Source organism: Leifsonia shinshuensis, assembly GCF_013410375.1.
GTDB lineage: Bacteria > Actinomycetota > Actinomycetes > Actinomycetales > Microbacteriaceae > Leifsonia > Leifsonia shinshuensis.
Genome location: NZ_JACCFL010000001.1, coordinates 1744312 through 1767017, shown reverse-complemented (window position 1 = coordinate 1767017; position 22706 = coordinate 1744312). Strand labels below are relative to the sequence as shown.

The window sequence follows — 22706 nt, the reverse complement described above, 5'->3', positions numbered from 1 at the left end:
GCGCGCTTCTCCCGTCCCGTCCTCCCATTGTCCCGCAGCCATCCGTTCCTCACTTTCTCCCGCAACACGCCGTGCGGAGGCGGGAGAAAGTGTGGAAGCGATGGCGTGGGGCGTCACCAGTCGTGCATGGAGCCGTCGAGGAGGCGGTTCACGGGGAGGTAGGCGGCCTCGTAGGGGAAGGACTGCGCGACGAGGTCGTCGTAGTCGACGCCGAGGCCGGGCTGCTCGCCGGGCTTCAGCATGCCCTGCTCGAACGTGTACGTCGTCCGGAACACCTCGTGGGTCGCCGGGCTGTGCTTCATGTACTCCTGGATGCCGAAGTTCGGGATCGCGATGCCGAGGTGGATGGCCGCGGCGAGTCCGACCGGCGACACGTCCGTGGGGCCGTGCACGCCGGACTTGATCTGGTACACGGCGGCGTAGTCGAAGATCCGTCGCAGGCCTGTGATGCCGCCGGCATGGGTGACTGGGCTGCGGACGTAGTCGATCAGCTGCTCCTCGAACAGCTCCCGGTAGTCCCAGATCGTGTTGAACACCTCGCCGATCGCCAGCGGGGTCGTCGTGTGCTCCCGAACCCGCCGCAGCACCGCCTGGTTCTCGGCCGGCGTGACGTCCTCCAGCCAGAACAGGTCGTACGGCTCCAGCGACTTGCCGAGCTTCGCCGCCTGGATGGGCGTGAGCCGGTGGTGCGCGTCGTGCAGCAGCGGCAGCTCGGGGCCGAACTCGTTGCGGACCGCCTCGAACACCGTCGGCGCGTGCCGGAGGTAGGCGCGGGTGTCCCAGCTCTCCTCCACCGGGACCGCGCTGCGGCGGGCGGGCTCGTAGTCGTAGCGGGCGTCCGAGCCGGAGCCGGCCCCCGCGGCGGCGTTCTTGCTGGAGGCGACGCCGTAGACCGACGGCAGGCCGGGGATGCCGGTCTGCACGCGGACGGCGCGGTAGCCCTCCTCCAGATGCTCGTTGATCGAATCGAACAGCTCCGGCAGCTCGGCGCCGGACGCGTGGCCGTAGACCAGAAGGCCGTCGCGGCTGCGGCCGCCGAGCAGCTGGTACAGCGGGAGGCCGGCGACCTTCGCCTTGATGTCCCACAGCGCGGTGTCGACCGCGGCGATGGAGGCCATCGTCACCGGGCCGCGCCGCCAGTAGGCGCCGCGGTACAGGTACTGCCAGGTGTCCTCGATCCGGTGGGCGTCCCGGCCGATCAGCAGCGGCACCACGTGCTCGCTCAGGTAGGCGGCGACCGCGAGCTCGCGCCCGTTCAGCGTCGCGTCGCCGAGGCCGGTGACGCCGTCCTCCGTCGTGATCCGCAACGTCACGAAGTTGCGGCCGGGGCTCGCGACCAGGACGTCGGCTGCGGTGATTCTCATGCGTGTGCTCCTTGAGGGGTGGCCGGCTCGCTCGCGGCGATGCGCTCGGCGAGCGGTTCGATCAGGTCGGTGAGGTCGGGGGCGAGCGCGGCCAGGACGGCGGCGGCGCGGTCGCGAGGGGTGCGGGCGTCGCGCAGGGCGGCGACGAGGGCGTCCGCGCCGGCGTCACGGACGTCGGGTCCGGCGAGGTGCCGGCTCCAGGCGGCGAGGACGCCGAGCTGCGCGGCGCCGGGCTCGCGTCCGGAGGCCAGCCGGGCGCGCAGCGGGTCCACGATGCGCGGGCCGAGCTTCTGCGAGCCGTCCGACGCGATCTGCGCGAGGCGGTGCTCGATGCGCGCGTTGCCGAAGCGGGAGCGAAGCGCGGCAAGCGCGTCGTCCACCGTCGCGTCGTCGAACGGCAGCTCGGTGCGCTGCTCGTCCCAGAGGCGCTCCAGCTCGGCCGCCAGCGCGGGGTCGGCGACGGCCTCCGCAACCGTCCGGAGGCCCGCGGCGAGGCCGTGGTAGGCGAGCAGGGAGTGCCCGGCGTTGAGGAGCCAGAGCTTGCGACGCTCGTAGGGGGCGATGTCGTCCACGAACCGCGCGCCGCCGGCCTCCCAGGCCGGGCGGCCCGCCGGGAAATCCCCGGACAGCACCCACTCGGCGAACGGCTCGGTGACGACCGGGGCGGCGTCCTCCTGTCCGGTGAGGCGGAGGGCGGCCTCCCGGTCGGCGTCGGTGGTCGCCGGGGTGATGCGGTCGACCATCGAGGAGACGAAGGAGACCTCGGCGCGGATCCAGGCGTCCAGCTCCGAGCCGGGTTCGACCAGGGCGAGCACGGCGTCGCGGATCACGGCGCCGTTGTCCGGCAGGTTGTCGCAGCTGACGACGGCGATGCCGCCCGCGCCGGCCTCGAAGCGGGCACGCAGGCCGTCGAGCACGCGCGCCGGCGCCGTCGAGCCCGGTCGGTAGCCGGCCTCGGTGACGGTGAGGGTCAGCACGCCGACTCGGGGGTCGGCGAGGACGCGCCGCCAGGCGTCCGCGTCGCCGCCGTCGTGGACGCTGCTGAGGGCCTCCACGACCGACGCGCTGTCGCCGTCGGGGCCGCGCTCGATGAGGGTGTAGACGGCGTCCTGCGCGGCCAGCACGCGCGCGGCGTCGGGGCTGCGGCCGGTGAAGGCCGCGATCCCCCAGCCGTCGCCGTCGGAAGCCTCGTTCGCGCGCTGCGTGTACCAGGCCTGGTGCGCGCGATGGAACGCCCCCAGCCCCAGGTGCGCCACCCGCACGGGGTGGCGCACCTGACGGGCCGAGGCGATGGAGGGCTGGGTCATGCGGGCACCGCGGCGCGGGTGCGCGCCTCCACCTCGCGGAGGTAGGCCAGGTTCTCGCGGGTGCGCTGCTCGAGCGGAACCGCGGTGGAGAAGTCCTCGCAGGTCACCCACCCGTCATAGCCGAACTCGTGCAGTGCGCGGAAGTAGGCGTCCACGTCACCCGCGCCGGAGCGCAGCGGCGCCCAGTCGTGCCGCCAGCGGACCGTGCCGTCGGCCTCCGGCTCGCCCGGCAGCCAGGCGACGTTCTTGACGTGCACGTGCGCGAGGTACGGGCCGAGCAGCTGGAGGGCGGAGAGCGTGCGCTCCTGGCCCTCGATCAGCAGGTTGCCGAGGTCGTGGATGACGCCGACCGCCTCCGGGTCGAGCCCGTCGAGCAGCCGGAGCGCCGCTGAGGCGGAGGGCGTGATCGTCTCGTGGTGCAGCTCGACCAGCGCCTTGACGCCGAGGGACGCCGCGACCGCGGCCGCCCGCTCCATGTCGGCGCGCGCGCCCGCGAACAGCTCGCGGTAGTCGCCGAGGTCGGAGCGCGGCATGGTGACGCGCACCTGGCGGGCGCCGAGCTCGGCGGTCGCGGCGAGCATCCGGTCGACGTTCGCGTGGTCGCCGCAGCCGGCGTAGCCGCCGATCCCGGAGAACTCCAGCCCGGCCTCCCGGGTCAGCCGGGCGATCTCGGGCAGCGACTCCTCCAGCCCGGTCAGCGGCCAGGTCGCGCGGTTGCCGGCCCAGAAGCCCGGCTCGGCGGCCGGCTGCTGGTCGACGACGCGCCACTCGATGCCGTCCCAGCCCTGGGCCGCGATGGTGCGGGCGGCCTCCGCTGGCGTCCAGTCCGGCGTGGAGGCGGTGAACACGGAGAACTTCATGCGCGCACCCCCGTCGTGACCTCGACGTCGTCGAGCGAGCCGTCGAGCACGTCGTCCAGCAGCACCGGCCGGCCGAGCGTGGCCGACAGGTAGACGGCGCGCACGACCGCGAGCGACAGGAAGGCGTCCGCGACCGTCACGCCGGGGGCGCGGTGCTCGCGGATGGCGTCGACGATGTCCTCGTACTGGCGGAAGTGACCGACCACGAACTGGTCGGGTCCGCGGTCGCCGCCGCGCAGCTCGCTCGCCGGCACCAGGTCGGCGGCGCGGTTGCCGTCGGAGTCGACGGTGCCGAAGTACTCGAGCTGGTCGTCGTCGATGATCGCGGAGCCGCGGTCGCCGTGGACCTGCAGTCGGACCGACAGTCCGGGGTAGGCGGCGGTCGTCGCGTGGAGCACAGCGAGGGCGCCCGACTCGAAGCGGATCGTCGCGACCGCGATGTCCTCGACCTCCACGCGCTCGTGCGCGAGGAGGGCGGTGCGGGCGTCGATCTCGACGGGACGGCCGAGGAACCAGACCAGCAGGTCGACGGTGTGGACGCCCTGGTTCATCACCGCTCCCCCGCCGTCGAGCTCCCAGGTGCCGCGCCACTGTCCGGAGTCGTAGTACTCCTGGCTGCGCCACCAGGCGACCGAGGCGAGTCCGCTGGTCAGGCGGCCGAAGGCGCCGGAGTGCGCGGCGTCGGCGACGACCACGGAGGCAGGGTCGAAGCGGTGCTGGCTGATCACCGAGACAACGAGCCCGTTCTGCTCCGCGCGGCGGGACAGCTCCAGGATCTCCCTGGCGCGCGGCAGCGACACGTCGAGCGGCTTCTCGATCACGACGTGCGTGCCCGCGGCGAGCGCCTCCTCGGCCAGCACGACGTGCAGGCCGCTCGGCGTGCAGATGACGACGACGTCCAGGTCGGTCCCGGCGAGCGCCGCGGTCAGCGACGCGAACTCCGGGAGGCGGTCGGCCCCGTACTCGGAGACCAGCTGGTCGGCGAGCGCCGTCGCGGCGGCCGGAACCGCGTCGACCAGTGCCGCGAGGCGGAGGCCGGGGTGGCGCAGGATGGCGCGGGCGTGGTTGAGGCCGATGATGCCGCAGCCGACGATGGCCACATTCAAGGGGGCCACGTTCAGGGGTGTTTCTGTGCTCATGCGAGGGTGACTCCGATCTGGTCGGTGAGGCGGCGGAGGGCGCGGCCGGCGACGCCGAAGGCCGCGGGTCCCGAGAAGCCGCCGAGGGCGTTGACGTCGGTGAGGTGGGGTTCGAGGGAGGCGAAGCCGGTGTAGCCGTCGTCCCGGAGTGCGGTGAGGGTCTCCAGCACCTGGCCGTCGCCCTCCCCGGCAGGCGTGACCTCGGAGGTCGCGGACAGCGCGTCCTTCACCTGCAGGTACTCCAGGTGCGGGCGCAGCAGCGCGTAGCCGTCGTCGAAGGGGTGCGCCACGCCGACCTGCACGAAGTTCGCGCTGTCCCAGGCGAGCTTCAGCGCCGGGGAGCCGACCGACTCCACGATGTCGAGGCAGCGCTCGGGGGTGTCGCCGTAGATGTCCTTCTCGTTCTCGTGCAGCAGCACCACCCCGGCGGCCTCGGCCGCGTCGGCGAGGGCGCGCATGCGGGTCAGCACGTCGTCGCGGATGTCCTCCACCGGCACGCCCTCGGCGCGGTAGAAGGAGAACAGCCGGATGTACCCGGAGTCCAGGCGCTTCGCCGCGGCGATCGCCCGGCCCAGCCGCTCGACTTCGTGCTCGACGGGCAGGGCCACGTCGACCTTGCCGATCGGCGAGGCGATCGCGGAGACGCGCATCCCGCGCTCCGCGAGGATCCCCGCGAGCCGGTCGAGCTGCTCGTCGTCGAGGTCGACGATGTTGACGCCCCACGCGCTGCGCACCTCGATGTGGTTCGCGCCGAGGGCCTGCAGGACCGCGATCTGGACGGCGGGGTCGGGATCGATCTCGTCGCCGAAGCCGGACAGTGCCCAGGTGGGTCGGATTGTGTCAGTCACTCTCTCACACTTCACTCGTGTCGTCATCTTCTTCACTTGACCCCGCCCGCGGTCAGCCCGCCGACGAGGTAGCGCTGGAACACCAGGTAGAGGGCCACGACCGGGACGGCGCAGATCAGCGACGCCGCCATCATCTGCCCGTAGAGGGGCAGGGCTCCACCCTCCTGCGCCACCGTGAACACCTGGAGAGCGACGGCCGCCGTGCGGGTGTCCGGGTTGGTCATCACCGAGGCGAACAGCACGTCGTTCCAGCCGAGCAGGAAGGCGAAGATGCCCGCCACCACCACGCCCGGCCAGCTGAGCGGCAGCACGATCCTGGTCAGGATGCGCCACGACGACGCCCCGTCGATCCGGGCGGCCTCCTCCAGCTCGCGCGGCAGCCCGCGCAGGTAGGTCACCATGACCCAGGTCGAGAACGGCAGCGCGAACGTCAGGTAGGTGACGAACAGCGACCACCTGGTGCCGATGATCGGGATGCCGAGCGCGCTCGACGCCGACGAGAACAGCACGAACACCGGCAGCAGCATGAGCGTCCCCGGGATCGACTGCAGACCGAGCAGGCCGCGCAGGAAGGTCAGCCGGCCGCGGAACGCGAACCGCACCAGCACATACGCGGTCGCCACCGAGAGGAAGGCGCAGACGATCGCGACGCCGCCGGCGACGATGACGCTGTTCATCAGGCCGTTGCCGAGCGCGACCGTCGACCACACCTTGATGTAGTTGTCGAAGTGCAGCGAGCTCGGGAAGAACTCGCCGCTCGCGACGCCGATGTCGGAGTTCACCGACGACAGCAGCACGTAGAGGATGGGCAGCAGCGCCACGCAGAGCAGGATCGTGATGATGACGGCCTGCAGCGGACGCGGCAGCAGCCGGTAGACGTCTCCCGTGCCGCGGCGGCGCGCGGAGCGGCCGGTGGGGGCGACGGTGATGGGAGGGGCTGAAGTGGTCATGCCGTCTTCTCCTTGCGGTCGTCGCCGGTGTCGAGCCGTACCGCGCGCAGGTAGACGAACAGCGGGATCGCGATCAGGATCAGCGAGAACACCGCCATCGCCGCGCTCAGCCCGAAGCGGAAGCTCTGGAAGCTGGTCACGTAGGTCAGCACCGGCAGCACGTTGACCGCCTGCGGCGCCGGGACTCCGAAGAGCACGAACGGCAGCGTGAAGCCGTTGATGTTGTGGAGCAGCGAGATGATCAGTGCCAGCGCGATCGGTCCGCGCAGGGCGGGCAGGATGACGTAGCGCAGCTTCGCCCACCAGCCCGCGCCGTCGATGGCGGCGGCCTCATGGACCTCGTTCTCGATCGACTGCAGGCCGGCGAGCACCAGCAGGTAGAAGAACGGCCACGACGACCAGATCTGGACCATCACGAGGGTCCAGTAGCTGAGCGGCCCGTTGAGCCACAGCCCGGTGTGGATGCCGAGGTTGCCGAGGACCGTGTCCACGATCCCGTGCGGCTGCAGCATGGTGTGCCAGAACGTGCCGACGACGAAGCCGGGCAGCACGTACGGCACCAGGAACAGCGAGCGCACCAGCGCCCGGCCCCGGAAGGCGTTCTGCGTCGCCAGGGCCGCTGCCACGCCGATCGGCAGGGTCACGACGGCCGCGATGACGGCGAACGAGACGCTGATCCAGATCGACTGGAGCAGGGACGACGAGGTCAGCGCCTCGATGTAGTTCCCGAGCCCGATGAACGGCGCCGACACCCAGTCGCGCAGCGTGTACATGTCGAGGTCGAGCGTCGAGATGACGAGCGCGAACACGAACGGGACGACGATGACCAGCAGCATGAGGATGCCGCCGGGAAGGAGCAGCCAGAGCGGCCGGTTGCGCTGCTGCACAGTCCGGCGGCCCCGGCGGGGCGCCCCGCCCGCCCGCGGAGGGGTCGCCTCCGCGGACGAGCGGGCGGTCGCGACCGGAGTCGCGGTTTCGGTGGACATGACGATCAGCCCGTTACTTCTTGGCCTTGTCCAGCGAGCTCTGCGCCGTGGACTGCGCGGTCTTGAGGAGCTGCGACAGCTCCGAGCTGCTGACCGAGCCGTTCGACAGGTTGGGGATCGACTGGACGACGACGTTGGTCAGCGCGAGCTGGGTGTCGCCCCAGGCGCCGGAGAACGGCGTGGCCACCGACTTGCCGATGGCGTCGACGATCGGGGCGATGATCGGCTTCGACTTCTGCAGGTCGGCCGCGGCCTGCGCGTTCGACGGCAGGTCGCCCAGGAGCGAGAACTCCTTGGTCTGCATGTCGGCGCGGGTGACCATGTTGATGTAGGCGAAGGCCAGGTCCTGGTTCTTCGAGTACTTGGCGACGACGATGTTGTCACCGGAGACGATGCTCGCCGCAGGCTTACCGCTGGACGGATTGGACGTCTTGCCCGGCGCCACGGTCGGCATCAGAGCGTAAGCGTACTTGCCGGCCACGGCGGACTTGTCCAGCGCCTCGATCGAGCTGGCCGACACCATCGGGAGGTACGCGGCCTTGCCCGCCGCGAACGCGGCGACGGCCTGCGGGTTCTTCCAGCCGACGGCCGCCGGGTCGACCGCCTTCTGCTGGGTGAGCCAGCCGAAGTAGGTCTGGTAGGCCTTCTCGGTGGTGGGGTCGTCGAGCCGCGCCTTGCCGGACTTCAGGTCGAGGATCGGGTTGCCCGCCTGCGTCGACATCGCCCAGATGAACTTCCACGGGTCGTAGTTGTCGGCGTAGCCGACCGCGACGCCGTAGGTGTCGCCGGTCGTGAGCTTCTTGGCCTGGCTGGCGAAGTCGTCCCAGGTGGTGGCGGGCTTGTCGATGCCCGCGGCCTTCAGCAGGTCCTTGTTGTACGCCATCACGAACGGGCGCTGCGCGAGCGGAACGCCGATCTGGTTCTTGGCGTCCGGGCCGGACATGCCGAGTGCGGCCGGGACGAAGCGGTCGCGGCCGCCGATCTTCGCCCAGTCGGCGTCGGTCAGGTTGACGAACGCGCCGGTCGCGTAGGCGGTCGGGGTGAAGGTCGTGCCGAGTGCGTAGACGTCGGGGCCCTGCCCGGAGACGACCGAGGTCTGGATCTTGGTGAGCTCGTCGTTGGAGCTCGCGAAGGTGTCGAAGGCGAGGTCCGCGCCGGTCTCCTTCTTGAACTGCGCCTGAAGCTCCGCGAACCACTCCTTCTGCTGCTGCGGGTAGAGCCCGCTCGCTCCGACGTAGACGGACAGGGTGCGCCCCTTGCCGTCGACCGCGGTGGACGTGGAACTGGGGTTCGAGCCGCTGCCGGAGGACGAGCATCCGGTCAGTGCGAGGCCGAGGGCGGCCAGGCCGGCGATCGCGCCGAGCGCGAAACGTGATCTCATTCGTGACTCTCCTTTGAGGACGGGATCCGGTGGATCATGCCCCCCGGACGAGGTGCGCACCGAGGGACTGCCGCCGAGCCTAGGCAGAACGGCAACAGGACTGCAACCGATTGCCAAAAATTGCCATCGTGTGCTGTGATGGGCGCATGAGCCCTCAGCTTCGCGGGTATCCCGACGGTGTGGACCGCCCGGCCACCCTCGCCGACGTGGCCGCCGCCAGCGGCGTCGCCACCTCGACCGCCTCCCGCGCCCTCGCCAATCCGGGCCGGGTCAACGCGATCACCCGCGAGCGCATCGAGCGTGCGGCGCGCGAGCTCAACTACATCCCCAACTCCCAGGCCAGGGCGCTCACCAGCGGCCGGACCCGGTGCATCGCCGTGCTGGTCTCCGACATCACGAACCCGTTCTACTTCGGCATCATCCGCGGCACCCAGCTGCAGCTGAAGGCGGCGGGCTACACGCAGCTCCTGGTCGACACCGAGGAGTCGGACGAACTGGAGGACGGCATGCTGCACAAGCTGCGGCCATCCTTCGACGGGGCGATCCTCGCGGCCTCCCGCCTCACCGACCGGCACCTGACCGCGCTCGCGGAGGAGGTGCCGCTGGTGGCGATCAACCGGCAGACGCGCGGGGTCGCCAACGTCTTCATCGACACCCCCACCGGTGTCGAGCAGGCGGTCGGCCACCTGGCCTCACTCGGCCACCGCACCATCGTCTACGCGTCGGGGCCGGAGACCTCCTGGTCGAACGAGCGGCGCTGGCGCGCCCTGGTCCGCTCCGCGGAGCACTACCAGGTGGAGGCGCAGCGGGTCGGCCCGTTCGCGCCGCGGCAGTACGCCGGAGCGGCCGCCGCGGACGCGGTGCTCCACGCGGGGGCCACCGCCTGCATCGCCTTCAACGACCTCCTGGCGATCGGGATGCTGGCCCGCTTCCGCGAGCGCGGCGTCGACGTCCCCGGCGACGTCTCCCTCGTCGGCTGCGACGACATCTTCGGCGCCGACTTCTGCAACCCGCCGCTCACCACGCTCACCGCGCCGATCGAGCAGGCCGGCCGCACGGCGGTGTCGATGCTGCTCGCGCGCCTCGACGAGAACGCGACGCCGGTCGGCAGGCAGGCGGCGACGCTCCCCACCCACCTGACGGTCCGGGCCTCCACGGGGCCCGCGCCCGCCTCGCAGACCACCTCGACGAAAGGACGCGGATGACCGCGCTCGCCCCGCACCCGGACCGCCTGTTCCCCGCCGACCCCGCCGAGCGCGACCTGGCCAGACGGCTGCACGCGGCTGTGGCCGACGCGCCCATCTATTCGCCGCACGGCCACGTCCCGGCGTCGATGCTCGCCGACGACGAGCCGTTCCCCGACCCGGCGGCGCTCCTGATCACGCCGGACCACTACGTGACGCGGATGCTGCACGCGGTGGGCGTGCCGCTCGGCGACCTCGGCCTCGCACGCGACGGCGTGCCCTCCCCCGCCACCGGCCGCTCGATCTGGCGCCGGCTCTGCGAGAACTGGGACGCCTTCCTCGGCACCCCGGTGCGGTTCTGGTTCGAGTCCGAGTTCAGCGAGGTGTTCGGGCTGACCGAGCAGCCCTCCGCGCAGAACGCCGACGCGCTCTACGACCAGCTCACCGCCACCCTCGCGTCGCCGGAGTTCCGGCCCCGCGCGCTGTTCGACCGGTTCCGCATCGCGGTCCTCGCGACCACCGACGACCCCGCCGACGACCTGGAGGCGCACGCCAGGCTCGCCGCCGACCCCTCCTTCACCGGCCGGGTCGTGCCGACCTTCCGCGCCGACCGCTACATGCACCCCGACGAGGCGGGCTGGGCGGCCCGGCTGGACCGGCTCGCCGCCCGCGCCGACATCGACACCGCGAGCTACGCGGGCCTCCTGGCGGCCCTGCGCGCGCGCCGCGCCGCGTTCGCCGCCGCGGGCGGGACGGCGACCGACACGGGCGTGATCGACGCGGGCAGTGAGCCGCTGGAGGCGGCGGAGGCCTCCCGCATCCACCGCGCGGCGCTCGACGGCTCGGTCACCGCGGCGGAGGCCGTCGCCTACCGCCGCAATCTGCTCTACCGACTGGCCGAGATGTCCGCCGAGGACGGCCTCGTCATGCAGCTGCACCCCGGGGTGCACCGCAACCACCACCGGCCGACCTTCGACGCCTACGGCCCCGACACCGGGCACGACCTGCCGGCGGTCGGCTCGTTCACCGTGCCGCTCACGCCGATCCTGCGCGACTTCGGCACGAACCCGACCTTCCGGCTCGTGCTGTTCACGGTGGACGAGACCACGTTCTCGCGGGAGATCGCGCCACTGGCCGGGTTCTACCCGTCGGTGTACGCCGGCGCGCCCTGGTGGTTCCTCGACACCCCGGCGGCGATCCTCCGCTACCGGCGCGCGATCACCGACAGCGCGGGCTTCACCAAGACCAGCGGCTTCATCGACGACACCCGGGCGTTCTGCTCGATCCCGGCCCGGCACGACATGTCGCGCCGGGTGGACGCCTCGTTCCTGGCCTCCCTCGTCGTCACGCACCAGCTCGCCGAGGAGGACGCGTTCACCATCGCGCGCCGGCTGGTGGACGAGATCCCGCGGGCGACGTTCCGGCTGGGCTGAGCAGGACGTCACACAACGATCCACAGCGCGGCCGGACGGCTACGCTGGACGCAAACCGTCTCAACGAAGGAGTCCTCCGTGCCCGAGAACCACGCAACGGCCAACATCGGAGTCGTCGGTCTGGCTGTGATGGGGTCGAACCTGGCCCGCAACCTCGCGTCGCGCGAGGGCAACACCGTCGCCGTCTTCAACCGGACCTACGCACGCACCGAGGAGCTGGTGAACGCGCACCCGGAGGCCGGGTTCGTCTCCTCCGAGCAGATCGACGACTTCGTCGCCTCGCTCTCCAAGCCGCGCACCGCGATCATCATGGTGCAGGCCGGCCGCGGCACGGACGCCGTGATCGACCAGCTGGTGGAGCGGTTCGAGCCGGGCGACATCATCGTCGACGGCGGCAACGCGAACTTCCACGACACCATCGAGCGCGAGAAGCGCATCGCGCCGACCGGAATCCACTTCGTCGGCGCCGGCATCTCCGGCGGCGAGGAGGGCGCCCTGCACGGCCCCTCGATCATGCCGGGCGGCTCGGAGGAGTCGTACAAGACCCTGGGCCCGATCCTGGCCTCCATCGCCGCGGTCGCCGAGGGCGAGCCCTGCGTGACCCACGTCGGCACCGACGGCGCCGGCCACTTCGTGAAGATGATCCACAACGGCATCGAGTACGCCGACATGCAGCTCATCGCCGAGGCCTACGACCTGCTCCGCACGGTCGGCGGCCTGGAGCCCGCGGAGATCGCGGACGTGTTCGCCGAGTGGAACAACGGCTACCTGGAGTCGTACCTGATCGAGATCACCGCGGAGGTTCTGCGCCAGGTGGACGCGGAGACCGGCAAGCCGTTCGTGGACATCGTCCTCGACCAGGCCGGCTCGAAGGGCACCGGCGTCTGGACCGTGCAGAACGCGCTCGACCTGGGCATCCCGGTCGGCGGCATCGCGGAAGCCGTCTTCGCCCGCGCCGTGTCGTCCAAGCCGGCGCAGCGCGCGGCCGTGCAGGCGACGATCCAGTCCCGTCCGGAGGTGCAGAAGGCCGAGGACGTGAAGGCGTTCGCCGACGACGTGTCCAAGGCGCTCTACGCCTCCAAGGTCGTCGCCTACGCGCAGGGCTTCGACGCGATCGTCGCGGGCGCCGAGAAGTACGGCTGGGACATCCACAAGGACAAGATCGCCAAGATCTGGCGCGGCGGCTGCATCATCCGCGCCCAGTTCCTCAACCGCATCGCCGACGCCTACGACGAGAACCCGGACATCACCACCCTGCTGGAGGCGCCGTACTTCGCCGACGCCGTGCGCGAGGGCGAGGCCGCCTGGCGCCGCATCGTCGCCACCGCTGCGCTCTCCGGCGTCCCGGTTCCCGGCTTCGGCTCGGCGCTGTCGTACTACGACTCGCTCGCCTCGAAGCGCCTCCCCGCCGCGCTCGTGCAGGGCCAGCGCGACTTCTTCGGCGCGCACACCTACAAGCGCGTCGACAAGGAAGGCACCTTCCACACGCTGTGGTCGGGCGATCGCACCGAGATCGAGACCGAGGGCTCGTCGCACTAGCCGGCTCCGGCCCCCGCTCAGGAAGTGCTCCGAATCATCACGATTCGGAGCACTTTTCTGTACTCCGGGGCTGCGCGCGAGGCAGACTCGTAGGCGTGACGTTCGAGGACCACCCGGAGCTGACGGAGTACGACCCGTCGGACCGTCCGCTGCGCGGCCGGAAGCGCACCATCGCGACCCGCGTCTTCGTCGTCGTCGCGCTCACGGCGCTGCTGCTGCCCGGGATCATGCTGACGATCAGCATCCAGACCGACACCGCGTCGTACACGTGCTCGGTGTACGCCCGGCACTACCAGCCGGACTCGGTGGGCTCGTCGGCGCGCTTCGAGCTGTTCGCGCCCGCCGGCCCGGGCTGGCAGTGCTACGCGCTCAACACCGAGGGCGACACGACCTTCGTGGCGCCGCTGGGGCTCATCCCGTCGGCGCCGCACGCCCTCCCGTAGCGGAGGGCGGAACGGTCGGGCGCAGGCTCAGGCGGCGCCGTCGAACATCGAGGTCACCGAGCCGTCGGTGAAGACCTCGCGGATCGCGTTCGCCAGCAGCGGCGCGATCGGCAGGACGGTGAGGCCCTCCCAGCGCTTGTGCATCGGCAGCGGCAGCGTGTCTGTGACGACGACCGAGTCGATCGCCTCCGACTGCAGCAGCTCGACCGCCGGGTCGCTGAACACGGCGTGCGTCGCGGCCACCACGACGCCGATCGCGCCGTTCGCCTTGAGCGCCTCCGCCGCCTTCACGATGGTGCGGCCGGTGTCGATGAGGTCGTCGACCAGGAGGCAGACGCGGCCCTTCACATCGCCGACGATCTCGTGCACCGAGACCTGGTTGGGCACCAGCGGGTCGCGGCGCTTGTGGATGATCGCCAGCGGCACGCCGAGCTTGTCGCTCCAGATGTCGGCGACGCGCACGCGGCCCATGTCGGGCGAGACGACGGTCAGGGTCGACGGGTCGAGCTCGCGCTGCATGTGCTCCAGCAGCACCGGCATGGCGAAGAGGTGGTCGACCGGGCCGTCGAAGAAGCCCTGGATCTGGGCGGCGTGGAGGTCGACCGACATGATCCGGTCGGCGCCGGCGGCCTTGAACAGGTCGGCGATCAGGCGGGCCGAGATCGGCTCGCGGCCGCGGCCCTTCTTGTCCTGGCGGGCGTACGGGTAGAACGGGGCCACAACCGTGATGCGCTTGGCAGAGGCGCGCTTGAGTGCGTCCACCATGATGAGCTGCTCCATGAGCCATTCGTTGATGGGAGAGGTGTGCGACTGGATCACGAACGCGTCCGACCCGCGCACGCTCTCGTCGAACCGGGCGTAGATCTCGCCGTTCGCGAAGGTGCGGGCGTCGGTGGGCACCAGCTCACTGCCGAGGTGCTCGGCGATCTGCTCGGCGAGCTCGGGATGCGCACGCCCCGAGATCAGAACGAGTCGTTTCTGGCCGGTGGCAGTGATCCCTGACACTTACTCTCCGCTCTCTTGCGCCGCCCCGCTCTGTTCAGCGGCGCGCGCGGCTTCGGTGCCCGGCCGCTTCTCGGCGACCCAGCCTTCGATGTTCCGCTGCGGCGCGACGGTGATGGCGAGCGCCCCAGCTGGAACGTCCTTCCGGACGACCGTTCCCGCTCCGGTGTACGCTCCGTCACCCATCCTAACGGGCGCGACGAGCACCGTGTTCGTGCTGATCCGCACGTGCGAGCCGATGATCGTGCGGTGCTTGTTCACGCCGTCGTAGTTCGCGGTGATGACCCCCGCCCCGAGGTTGCCCTTCTCGCCCACCTCGGCGTCGCCGACGTAGTTGAAGTGGGCGAGCTTGGTGCCGGCGCCGATGACCGCGTTCTTGGTCTCGGTGAAAGTGCCGATCTTGCCGTTCTCGCCGAGGACGGTCCCCGGGCGCAGGTAGGCGAAGGGGCCGACCGTCGCGCCGTCGCCGATGACGGCGAGGGTGGCGTCGGTGCGCGTGACCGTCGCGCCGGCGCCGACCTCGGTGTCCAGCAGCGTGGTGTCCGGGCCGATCGTCGCGCCGGTGCGGACCGCGGTCGCCCCGCGCAGCTGGGTGCCGGGGAGGATCGTCACGTCGGGCTCGAGCGTCACCTTCACGTCGATCCAGGTGGTCGCCGGGTCCTGCACGGTGACGCCGGCGAGCTGCCAGGTGCGCACGACGAGCGCGTTGAGCCGGGCGGCGGCCTCGCTGAGCTGGGCGCGGTCGTTGATGCCCTCGACCAGCCAGGACTCCGAGACCGGGAGGGCGTCGACGTCGAAGCCGGCCTCCCGCAGCAGGCCGATGACATCGGTGATGTACTTCTCGCCCTGCGCGTTGTCGGTGGTGACGTTGGCGAGCATGTCGCGCAGCGCCGCGGCGCCGAACGCGTAGATGCCCGCGTTGATCTCGCCGATGGCGCGCTCGTCCTCCGTGGCGTCCTTGTGCTCCACGATGCGGTCGAGGTGGCCCTCCGGGGTCCGGACGATCCGCCCGTAGCCGGTGGCGTCGGCCGGGAACGACGACAGGATGGTGGCGGCGGCCCCGCCCGCGCGGTGCGCGGCGACGAGCTCGCGCAGCGTCGCGGCGTCCAGCAGCGGCACGTCGCCGTTGACCACGAGCACGTCGCCCGCGAAGCCCTCGGGGAGCGCCGCGACGGCCTGCTCGACGGCGCGGCCGGTGCCGGGGACCTCGTCCTGGTCGACGATGACCGCCTCGGGGAGGTCCTCGGAGATCACCGCGGCCAGCCGGTCGCGCTCGTGCCGCACGACCGCGACGACGCGGGCGGCGTCCAGCTCGCGCGCGGTCGCCAGCACGTGGCCGACGATCGGGATGCCGCCCAGCGGGTGCAGCAGCTTGGGCGTCGCGGACTTCATCCGCGTGCCCTGCCCTGCGGCGAGAACGACGATGGCGAGATTCTGATCGGTCATGATGCTCCCGGATGCGAGAAGGTCGGGCGAGGTGACGAGGTGCAGAGGCCGCTCCGCCTCCAGGACTCGAACCTAGACCTCACAGCTCCAAAGGCTGTCGTGCTGCCATTACACCAAGGCGGACCGCGCAACGCGCACACACAGTCTGCCAGACCCGGCCCGTGCTGCCGCCGAGCCGGCGGCGTGGCCGAATAGCATGGAGGGATGGCGGAGGCACAGGACCCTGGCGCGCGGGCGGGCGCGCGCGACGAGGTCGACCGCATCGTCGGCGCCTGGCTCCGCGAGCGTCCCGACCTCGACTTCTCGCCGCTGCAGGTGCTCTCCCGGGTCGACCGGCTGTCCCGCCACCTCGACCGCGCCCGCCGCGGCGCGTTCGACCGCTCGGACCTCGACTCGTGGGAGTTCGACGTCCTCTCCGCCCTGCGCCGGGCCGGCTCGCCGTTCCAGCTGAGCCCCAAGTCGCTGCTGCAGCAGACGCTGGTGTCGTCCGGCACGATGACCAACCGGATCGACCGCCTCGTCGCGCGCGGCCTGGTGGAACGCCGGACCGACCCGAACGACGGCCGCGGCATCCTCGTGCAGATGACGGCCCAGGGCCTCGCCCGCGTCGACGCGGCGATCACGCGCCTGGTGGACGCGGAGGCCGACCTCCTGGAAGCGCTGTCGCCGGTCGAGCAGGAGCGCCTGGCCGGGCTGCTGCGCAAGCTCAGCCTCGGCTTCGACGCCGGGGCGTGACCCGCCTCGCTCCCCGCGGAGGCTTCGCGTCCTCTCAGGTGACTGTTATCCCGCTCTCATAAACTCGACGCCGATGAGACTTTCCCTGAAGCGCCTCCCCTCGCGAGTGAAGCGCGCAGCCCGCTTCGAGATCCACGCGCACTGGCGCCGGCAGCCCATCGTCCTCGGCTCCGTGCTGTACGAGTCGTTCTCCGGCAACGGCATGCTCGACAACCCGGAGGCCGTGTTCCGGGAGCTGCTCGCCGCGCCCGACCTCAGGCATCTCACCCACATCTGGGCGCTGTCCGACCTGCACACGTACCGCGCGGCGGTCGAGGAGTTCGCCGACGACCCTCGCGTCAGCTTCGTCCGCTACGGGTCCGCGGCCTACTACCGGGCCCTGGCGACCAGCCAGTACCTGGTCAACAACGCCACCTTCCCGTACGACTTCTCCAAGCGGCAGGGCCAGGTCTACCTCAACACCTGGCACGGCACCCCGCTGAAGCGGATGGGCTACGACATCGACGGCGGCGCGCTCGCGACCGCGAACATCGTGCGCAACTTCGTCCAGGCCGACTACCTGCTGTCGGCGAACGAGTTCATGACCGACCAGATGTACCGCACCGCGTACAAGCTCGACGGGCTGTACCGCGGCACCATCGTCGAGGAGGGCTACCCACGGCTCGACCGCCAGTTCCTCGACGACGCCGGGCGCGACGAGGTGCGCAGGCGCCTGGCCGCGTCCGGGATCCCGCTCGGCGACCGCAAGATCGTGCTCTACGCGCCGACCTGGAAGGGACAGGTCTTCGGACGTCCGGAGGACGACCTCGACGCCCTCCTCGCCCACATCGCCCAGGTGGAGGAGCGCATCGACACGAGCAGGTACGCCGTGCTCGTCAAGACCCACCAGAGCGTCCACGCGCTCGCCGCCGGCCGGCCGGAGCTGGCCAGGATGCTCGTGCCCAACGAGATCCCGACCAACCTCGTGCTCGGGGCGACCGACATCCTGGTGACCGACTACTCGAGCATCTTCTTCGACTTCCTCCGCACCGGCCGGCCCATCCTGTTCTTCACGCCCGACCTCGCCGACTACGCCGGCACCCGCGGGCTCTACTTCGAGCCGACCGAGTGGCCGGGTCCCGTGCTGATGTCCGCCCGCGAGCTGGGCGACGCCCTGGCCGCTGTCGCTGCGGACGGCGACCGCGTCCCCGCCGAGGCGCGCGAGCGCTACCTCGCCCTGCAGCGCCGGTTCACCGCGTACGAGGACGGCTCGGCCGCCTCGCGCATCGTCGACATCGTGTTCCGCGGGGCCAGGGACGGCTACCGGCTGCGCACCGGGCTGGACGACGACGGCCGCGAGAAGATCCTGCTGTACGTCGGCGGCATGCGCCCGAACGGCATCACGACGTCCGCGCTCAACCTGCTCAACAACCTCGACCACGAGCGCTTCGACGTCTCGGCGTTCTTCGCGCAGTCCACCGTGCCCGCGATCATCGGCAAGCAGCAGCAGATCCACCCCGCGGTCCGCCAGTTCCCGCGGGTCGGGGGCATGAACGGCGCCAAGCTCCGGCATCTCGCCCGCCACCTCGACTTCCGCCGCGGCCGCACCGCTCAGCACGCCGAGACCGAGGCGCAGAACCGGCTCTGGGACGACGAGTGGTACCGCTGCTTCGGCGACAGCCGCTTCGACTACGTGGTCGACTTCTCCGGCTACGGGCCGTTCTGGGCGATCCTGCTGCTGCACTCGCCCGACGCCCAGCGCGCGATCTGGCTGCACAACGACCTCGCCTCGGACGCCCACCGCGAGGTCAACGGCGAGAAGAAGATGCTGCACTCGCTCACGCAGCTCTTCACCCTGTACGCGCAGTACGACCACCTGGTGTCCGTCTCCCCCACACTCTCCGACGTGAACCGCGCGTCGCTGGCGGAGTTCGCCCCGCCGCAGAAGTTCCTCTCCGCGCTCAACACCGTCGACGCCGAGCACATCCTCGAGAACGCGCAGGGCGACCTCCGCGAGCTGACGTTCGACGAGGAGACCGGCAGCGTCCCGGACTGGGCCGAGGCGCTCCTCGCCCCCGCCGGGGACGTCACGACGTTCGTCAACGTGGGCCGGCTGTCGCCGGAGAAGAACCAGGAGCGGCTGATCCGCGCGTTCGCGCAGGTGCACGCGGAGAACCCGAAGACCCGCCTGGTCCTGGTCGGCTCCGGGCCGCTCGAGGATCACCTGGCGGCCGTGGTGACGGAGCTGGGCCTGCAGGGCTCGGTGTACCTCACCGGGATGCAGCGCAACCCGCACGCGATCATGGCGAAGGCCGACTGCTTCGTGCTGTCGAGCGACTACGAGGGCCAGCCGATGGTCATCCTCGAGGCCCTCGTGCTGGGGCTCCCGATCGTGACCGTGGAGTTCGCGTCGGCGAAGAACGCGCTGCCGGCCGGAAGCGGCCTGGTCGTCCCGCAGTCGGTCGACGGGGTCGCCGACGGGATGCGCGCCTACCTGCGCGGCGACGTCCCCGACAGCGTGTTCGACTGGGCGGCCTACAACCGCAAGGCGGTCGGCGAGTTCTACCGTGCGATCGGGGCGGAGCCCGTCGTGCCGGCCGCTCCGGAGGTGCGAGCGGTCGCGCCGTCCGCGGTGCCGCTGGACGCGCCGGCGCCGGTGCCCGTCGCATCCCCCGGGGAGGCGGCGACCGAGAGCGCAGCTGCGGAATAGCCCCGGCTCACTCCCGACCTCACCCCAGAACCGGGGCGGGTGCACACTGCCCTCCTGCTCCTATGCTGACGGGATGGTCCTCGGCGCACTGCTGCTCGTCGCGGCGGCGACGCTGCTGTTCACCGCGACCCTGATCGCACGGCGCACCTCACGGTTGCCGGGCTCGCTCGTCGTCGAGTACCTGCCGCTCCGGGGCGCCCGGGTGGTCGACGACGCGGTGCTCGCCGTGCGGGAGAAGCGGGCGGCTGCGGCCGCGCTCCTCGACCTGACCGTCCGCGGGCGCGTCAGGCTGATCACCGAGCCGGCGCCCAAGCGGACTCGACCCACGATCGCGATCGAAATCCCGCAGCCGGAGGCGCTCGGCCGCGAGGACCTCGCGCTGCTCGACGCGCTGTTCGCCTCCAGCCGTGGAAAGCGGCGCCGGCTCTCGAAGGACAGGGATCAGACCGCGTTCCGGGTGCGCGACCTCGTCCGGGTGAGCGTGTCCCGCCTGCACCGCGCCGGGCTGCTGGCCTCGGACGGTATCGCCGGTCCGCTGCTGCTGCGGGCCGGGATGGTCGTCCTCCTGATCGCGGTGGCCGTCGCCCTTATCGCATACCTCGCGGGCGGTCTCCTCCTCGGCGTCCTGGCGACCGCCGCGGTCGCGGTCCTGGTCGCCGAGATCGCCGTGGCCGCGCGGATCACCCCGCGGCGGTTCACCCCGGCGGCAACGGCACAGCGGATGCACCTGGACGGCCTCCGCCAGTACATGAGGCTGGCGGAGGCCGACAGGCTCCGCACGCTCCAGTCGCCGCGCGGCGCCGAAGGACTGCCCGCCGGTCCGGACGGCGACGCGGTGCGCTTGAAGCTGCACGAGCGGCTGCTCCCGTACGCCGTGATCTTCGGCATGGAACGGGAGTGGACGAAGGTGATCGCCGTCGACTACGGCGCGCTGGACGCGGACACCCTCACCGGGCTGGGGGGCGTCGCGCAGTCCGCCGCCGACATTCTCCATGCGGCCGGTGCCTTCGGTGACATCCTGGGCGTCGTCGACGCCATCGGCAGCGTCGTCGATTCCGCCGGATCGGCCTTCGACCTCCTCGGAGCACTGGACCTGTTCAACTGGTCGCCGTGAGGCCGCGGCGCCGACCGCTCAGGCGCGCGCCACGATCGCGGTCGCGTCCACCCCCGCCGGCAGCTCCCCGTGGAGCGAGCCGCGGTCCGGTCCCAGGCGGCCTGCGACGAACGCGTCCGCGACGGCGGCCGGGGCGTGCCGGATCAGCAGCGACGCCTGCAGCGCCAGCGCGAGCCCCGCGACCAGGCCGCGCGCCGTCGACTCGTCGGCCGAGGCGATCGCGCGGCGCAGCCGGTCGTGGTGCGTGTCGAACGCCGCGTGGGTCCCCCGGGCAGCCGCGAGCTCCGCGTCGAACGCCTCCACGCTCGCGGGCTCCCGGCCGAGGGCACGCAGCACGTCGAGCGCGATGACGTTGCCCGAGCCCTCCCAGATCGCCATCACCGGCTGCTCCCGGTAGCGCCGGGCCAGCGGGAAGGCCTCGGTGTAGCCGTTGCCGCCCAGGCACTCCATCGCCTCGTACGCGTGGCCCGGGCCGCGCTTGCAGACCCAGTACTTGCTCACCGCGGTAGCCAGCCGCCGGAACGCGACCTCGGCGTCCGTGGCGTCGTCGTCGTGCGCGCGCGCCAGCCGGAGCGCGACCGCGGTGGCGGCCTCCGACTCCAGCGCCAGATCGGCGACCACCGCGGTCATCGCGGGCTGCTCGACCAGCCTGCGGCCGAACGCGGCGCGGTGCCGGACGTGCCAGGCCGCCTCCGCGACGGCCTGCCGCATCCCGGCCGCGCTGCCGAGCACGCAGTCCAGCCGGGTGCGGTTCACCATCTCCAGGATGGTGCGCACGCCGCGACCCTCCTCGCCCAGGAGGTAGCCGACGGTGTCGGCCAGCTCGATCTCGCTGGAGGCGTTGGAGCGGTTGCCGAGCTTGTCCTTCAGCCGCTGGATGAGGAAGACATTGCGCGTGCCGTCCTCCAGCACCCGCGGCACGACGAAGCAGCTCAGGCCGCCCGCGGTCTGCGCGAGCACCAGGAACGCGTCGGACATCGGCGCGGAGCAGAACCACTTGTGGCCGGTCAGCAGCCAGCCGCCGTCGCCGTCGGCGAGCGCCCTGGTCGTGTTGGCGCGCACATCCGAGCCGCCCTGCTTCTCGGTCATCGCCATCCCGAACAGCGCCGACGGCTTGCCCGCGGTCAGCCGGCCGTCGTACTCCCGCGACAGCAGCCGCGGCACCCACTCGGCGGCGAGCTCCGGGGAGGCGGCGAGCGCGGGGACGGCCGCGTGCGACATCGACACGGGGCAGGCGTGGCCGGGCTCCACCTGCGCGAACAGCATGAAGGTCGCGGCGCGCGCGACGTTCGCGCCCGGCCGCGGCTCGGCCCAGGCCGCGGTGTGCGCGCCCGCGGCGACGGCCTCGCGGATGATCCGGTGGTAGCTCTCGTCGTAGTCGACCTCGTCGACGCGGGCGCCCCAGCGGTCGAAGGTCCGCAGCTGCGGCTCCCGCACGTTCGCCCGCTCGGCGTCGGCCTGGAAGTCCGCCGACCCGACCAGCCGGCCGACCGCCGCGAGGTCGGAGACCGCCCACTCGCCGTCGTAACGCTGCACGGCCTCCCGCAGCGGGAGGTTCGCGGCGAACTCGTCCAGCCCGACGCGCGGCGGCGCCTGGTTCAGCACGGGAGCGGCGGCCTGAGTCACAACGGTGTGCGTCGGCATGCGGCGAGTCTAATCCGGGCGCGGTGCGGCGGGCCGCTCCCGATTACGCTGAATCGGTGCGCATCCCGACCACCCTCACCACCGACCGCCTCGTCCTGCGGCCCTGGCACGACGACGACGCGGACTTCGCATTCGACCTCTACTCGCGGTGGGAGGTCGCACGGTACCTCGGCCGCACTCCGGCCGTGATGACGGAGCCGGCGGAGGCCGAGCGGCGGATCGCGCGGCTGCGGGCGTTGGAGGACGACCTGCGGGTCTTCCGCGTGGTCGAGCTCGCCGACGGGACGCCGGTCGGCACGGTGATGCTGCAGCCGATCCCGGCTTCTGGGCCCGAGCCGCTGCGCCCGTCCGGCGACACCGAGATCGGCTGGCACTTCCACCCGGACCACTGGGGCCACGTCTACGCGGCGGAGGCGGCGCGCGCCCTCCTGACGGCGGCGCTCGCCGACCTGCCGCGGGTGGTCGCGGTCACCTACCCGGAGAACGCGGCATCGCAGCGCGTCTGCGAGCGGATCGGGATGCGCCGGCTCGGGCCCTCCGACGCGTACTACAACGTGCGGATGGAGCTGTTCGAGGCGCTGGCAGCGGAGGAGATCCGCCCCGACACGCCGCCGGAAGGCAGCTAGCGGAGGACTTTCGCCC

The 22706-nt window shown here is 71.7% G+C and carries 19 protein-coding genes and 1 tRNA gene; 8 read left to right on the top strand and 12 right to left on the bottom strand.

All coding sequences use genetic code 11. The features are described 5' to 3' along the window. Positions 1–113: 113 nt before the first annotated feature. From manD to HNR13_RS08585, 8 genes are read right to left on the bottom strand one after another with little or no spacing between them, the layout of a single operon-like run. On the bottom strand, positions 114–1364 hold the full coding sequence (manD, locus tag HNR13_RS08620; RefSeq protein WP_179605370.1) for a D-mannonate dehydratase ManD: 1251 nt from the start codon (positions 1362–1364) through the stop codon (positions 114–116). Continuing rightward, positions 1361–2671: a mannitol dehydrogenase family protein gene (locus tag HNR13_RS08615; RefSeq protein WP_179605369.1), complete on the bottom strand. Its 1311-nt coding sequence runs from the start codon at positions 2669–2671 to the stop codon at positions 1361–1363. The genes manD and HNR13_RS08615 overlap by 4 nt, the downstream gene beginning before the upstream one ends. Next, the gene (locus HNR13_RS08610) at positions 2668–3531 is read right to left on the bottom strand and encodes a sugar phosphate isomerase/epimerase family protein (protein WP_179605368.1); all 864 of its coding nucleotides are present in this window, start codon (positions 3529–3531) and stop codon (positions 2668–2670) included. Before HNR13_RS08610 ends, HNR13_RS08615 begins: the two co-directional genes overlap by 4 nt. Continuing rightward, positions 3528–4670, bottom strand: coding sequence for a Gfo/Idh/MocA family protein (locus HNR13_RS08605; protein ID WP_179605367.1), 1143 nt, complete (start codon positions 4668–4670; stop codon positions 3528–3530). The genes HNR13_RS08610 and HNR13_RS08605 overlap by 4 nt, the downstream gene beginning before the upstream one ends. After that, positions 4667–5545: a sugar phosphate isomerase/epimerase family protein gene (locus HNR13_RS08600; protein WP_179605366.1), complete on the bottom strand. Its 879-nt coding sequence runs from the start codon at positions 5543–5545 to the stop codon at positions 4667–4669. Before HNR13_RS08600 ends, HNR13_RS08605 begins: the two co-directional genes overlap by 4 nt. Before the next feature lie 5 nt (positions 5546–5550). After that, positions 5551–6468, bottom strand: coding sequence for a carbohydrate ABC transporter permease (locus tag HNR13_RS08595; protein WP_179605365.1), 918 nt, complete (start codon positions 6466–6468; stop codon positions 5551–5553). After that, on the bottom strand, positions 6465–7454 hold the full coding sequence (locus tag HNR13_RS08590; RefSeq protein ID WP_179605364.1) for a carbohydrate ABC transporter permease: 990 nt from the start codon (positions 7452–7454) through the stop codon (positions 6465–6467). The genes HNR13_RS08595 and HNR13_RS08590 overlap by 4 nt, the downstream gene beginning before the upstream one ends. 13 nt (positions 7455–7467) lie before the next feature. Further along, positions 7468–8835 (bottom strand): ABC transporter substrate-binding protein, encoded by a 1368-nt coding sequence (locus HNR13_RS08585; protein ID WP_179605363.1) that lies wholly within the window; start codon positions 8833–8835, stop codon positions 7468–7470. 146 nt (positions 8836–8981) lie between these two features. Between HNR13_RS08585 and HNR13_RS08580 the strand changes: the two genes are divergently transcribed. The 4 genes from HNR13_RS08580 (at position 8982) to HNR13_RS08565 (ending at position 13434) form a co-directional block, all read left to right on the top strand. Continuing rightward, complete coding sequence (locus tag HNR13_RS08580; RefSeq protein WP_179605362.1) at positions 8982–10040, top strand: LacI family DNA-binding transcriptional regulator; 1059 nt, start codon at positions 8982–8984, stop codon at positions 10038–10040. After that, positions 10037–11452, top strand: coding sequence for a glucuronate isomerase (gene uxaC / locus HNR13_RS08575; RefSeq protein WP_179605361.1), 1416 nt, complete (start codon positions 10037–10039; stop codon positions 11450–11452). Before HNR13_RS08580 ends, uxaC begins: the two co-directional genes overlap by 4 nt. Before the next feature lie 78 nt (positions 11453–11530). Further along, positions 11531–12991, top strand: coding sequence for an NADP-dependent phosphogluconate dehydrogenase (gene gndA, locus HNR13_RS08570; protein ID WP_179605360.1), 1461 nt, complete (start codon positions 11531–11533; stop codon positions 12989–12991). 95 nt (positions 12992–13086) lie between these two features. After that, positions 13087–13434: a hypothetical protein gene (locus HNR13_RS08565; protein WP_179605359.1), complete on the top strand. Its 348-nt coding sequence runs from the start codon at positions 13087–13089 to the stop codon at positions 13432–13434. A 27-nt stretch (positions 13435–13461) separates the two neighbouring features. On the opposite strand, the gene HNR13_RS08560 is transcribed toward HNR13_RS08565, so the two are convergent. The 3 genes from HNR13_RS08560 to HNR13_RS08550 all read right to left on the bottom strand — a co-directional run bounded on the left by HNR13_RS08560 (position 13462) and on the right by HNR13_RS08550 (position 16005). Next, positions 13462–14439: a ribose-phosphate diphosphokinase gene (locus HNR13_RS08560; RefSeq protein ID WP_179605358.1), complete on the bottom strand. Its 978-nt coding sequence runs from the start codon at positions 14437–14439 to the stop codon at positions 13462–13464. Continuing rightward, a complete protein-coding gene (gene glmU / locus HNR13_RS08555; RefSeq protein WP_179605357.1) occupies positions 14440–15882 on the bottom strand; it encodes a bifunctional UDP-N-acetylglucosamine diphosphorylase/glucosamine-1-phosphate N-acetyltransferase GlmU in 1443 nt (480 codons plus the stop codon). A gap of 51 nt (positions 15883–15933) precedes the next feature. Beyond that, positions 15934–16005: transfer RNA gene (locus HNR13_RS08550), tRNA-Gln, on the bottom strand. 81 nt (positions 16006–16086) lie between these two features. On the opposite strand from HNR13_RS08550, the gene HNR13_RS08545 reads away from it, so the two are divergent. The 3 genes from HNR13_RS08545 (at position 16087) to HNR13_RS08535 (ending at position 20420) form a co-directional block, all read left to right on the top strand. After that, positions 16087–16617 carry a MarR family winged helix-turn-helix transcriptional regulator gene (locus tag HNR13_RS08545; RefSeq protein WP_179605356.1) on the top strand — a complete coding sequence of 177 codons (531 nt, stop codon included), beginning with the start codon at positions 16087–16089 and terminating at the stop codon, positions 16615–16617. A gap of 73 nt (positions 16618–16690) precedes the next feature. Beyond that, positions 16691–19306, top strand: coding sequence for a glycosyltransferase (locus HNR13_RS08540; RefSeq protein WP_179605355.1), 2616 nt, complete (start codon positions 16691–16693; stop codon positions 19304–19306). Positions 19307–19379: 73 nt separating this feature from the next. Beyond that, a complete protein-coding gene (locus HNR13_RS08535) occupies positions 19380–20420 on the top strand; it encodes a DUF2207 family protein (protein ID WP_179605354.1) in 1041 nt (346 codons plus the stop codon). An 18-nt stretch (positions 20421–20438) separates the two neighbouring features. Here HNR13_RS08535 and HNR13_RS08530 read toward each other — a convergent pair whose 3' ends face one another. Next, complete coding sequence (locus tag HNR13_RS08530) at positions 20439–22064, bottom strand: acyl-CoA dehydrogenase family protein (protein WP_179605353.1); 1626 nt, start codon at positions 22062–22064, stop codon at positions 20439–20441. 56 nt (positions 22065–22120) lie between these two features. On the opposite strand from HNR13_RS08530, the gene HNR13_RS08525 reads away from it, so the two are divergent. Beyond that, on the top strand, positions 22121–22690 hold the full coding sequence (locus HNR13_RS08525) for a GNAT family N-acetyltransferase (RefSeq protein ID WP_343063506.1): 570 nt from the start codon (positions 22121–22123) through the stop codon (positions 22688–22690). Positions 22691–22706: the final 16 nt, after the last annotated feature.

Coding starts and splice junctions, on each gene's coding strand:
- manD (WP_179605370.1), bottom strand. CDS start 1,364: ATGAGAATCACCGCAGCCGACGTCCTGGTCGCGAGCCCCGGCCGCAAC.
- HNR13_RS08615 (WP_179605369.1), bottom strand. CDS start 2,671: ATGACCCAGCCCTCCATCGCCTCGGCCCGTCAGGTGCGCCACCCCGTG.
- HNR13_RS08610 (WP_179605368.1), bottom strand. CDS start 3,531: ATGAAGTTCTCCGTGTTCACCGCCTCCACGCCGGACTGGACGCCAGCG.
- HNR13_RS08605 (WP_179605367.1), bottom strand. CDS start 4,670: ATGAGCACAGAAACACCCCTGAACGTGGCCCCCTTGAATGTGGCCATC.
- HNR13_RS08600 (WP_179605366.1), bottom strand. CDS start 5,545: ATGACGACACGAGTGAAGTGTGAGAGAGTGACTGACACAATCCGACCC.
- HNR13_RS08595 (WP_179605365.1), bottom strand. CDS start 6,468: ATGACCACTTCAGCCCCTCCCATCACCGTCGCCCCCACCGGCCGCTCC.
- HNR13_RS08590 (WP_179605364.1), bottom strand. CDS start 7,454: ATGTCCACCGAAACCGCGACTCCGGTCGCGACCGCCCGCTCGTCCGCG.
- HNR13_RS08585 (WP_179605363.1), bottom strand. CDS start 8,835: ATGAGATCACGTTTCGCGCTCGGCGCGATCGCCGGCCTGGCCGCCCTC.
- HNR13_RS08580 (WP_179605362.1), top strand. CDS start 8,982: ATGAGCCCTCAGCTTCGCGGGTATCCCGACGGTGTGGACCGCCCGGCC.
- uxaC (WP_179605361.1), top strand. CDS start 10,037: ATGACCGCGCTCGCCCCGCACCCGGACCGCCTGTTCCCCGCCGACCCC.
- glmU (WP_179605357.1), bottom strand. CDS start 15,882: ATGACCGATCAGAATCTCGCCATCGTCGTTCTCGCCGCAGGGCAGGGC.
- HNR13_RS08545 (WP_179605356.1), top strand. CDS start 16,087: ATGGCGGAGGCACAGGACCCTGGCGCGCGGGCGGGCGCGCGCGACGAG.
- HNR13_RS08540 (WP_179605355.1), top strand. CDS start 16,691: ATGAGACTTTCCCTGAAGCGCCTCCCCTCGCGAGTGAAGCGCGCAGCC.
- HNR13_RS08535 (WP_179605354.1), top strand. CDS start 19,380: ATGGTCCTCGGCGCACTGCTGCTCGTCGCGGCGGCGACGCTGCTGTTC.
- HNR13_RS08530 (WP_179605353.1), bottom strand. CDS start 22,064: ATGCCGACGCACACCGTTGTGACTCAGGCCGCCGCTCCCGTGCTGAAC.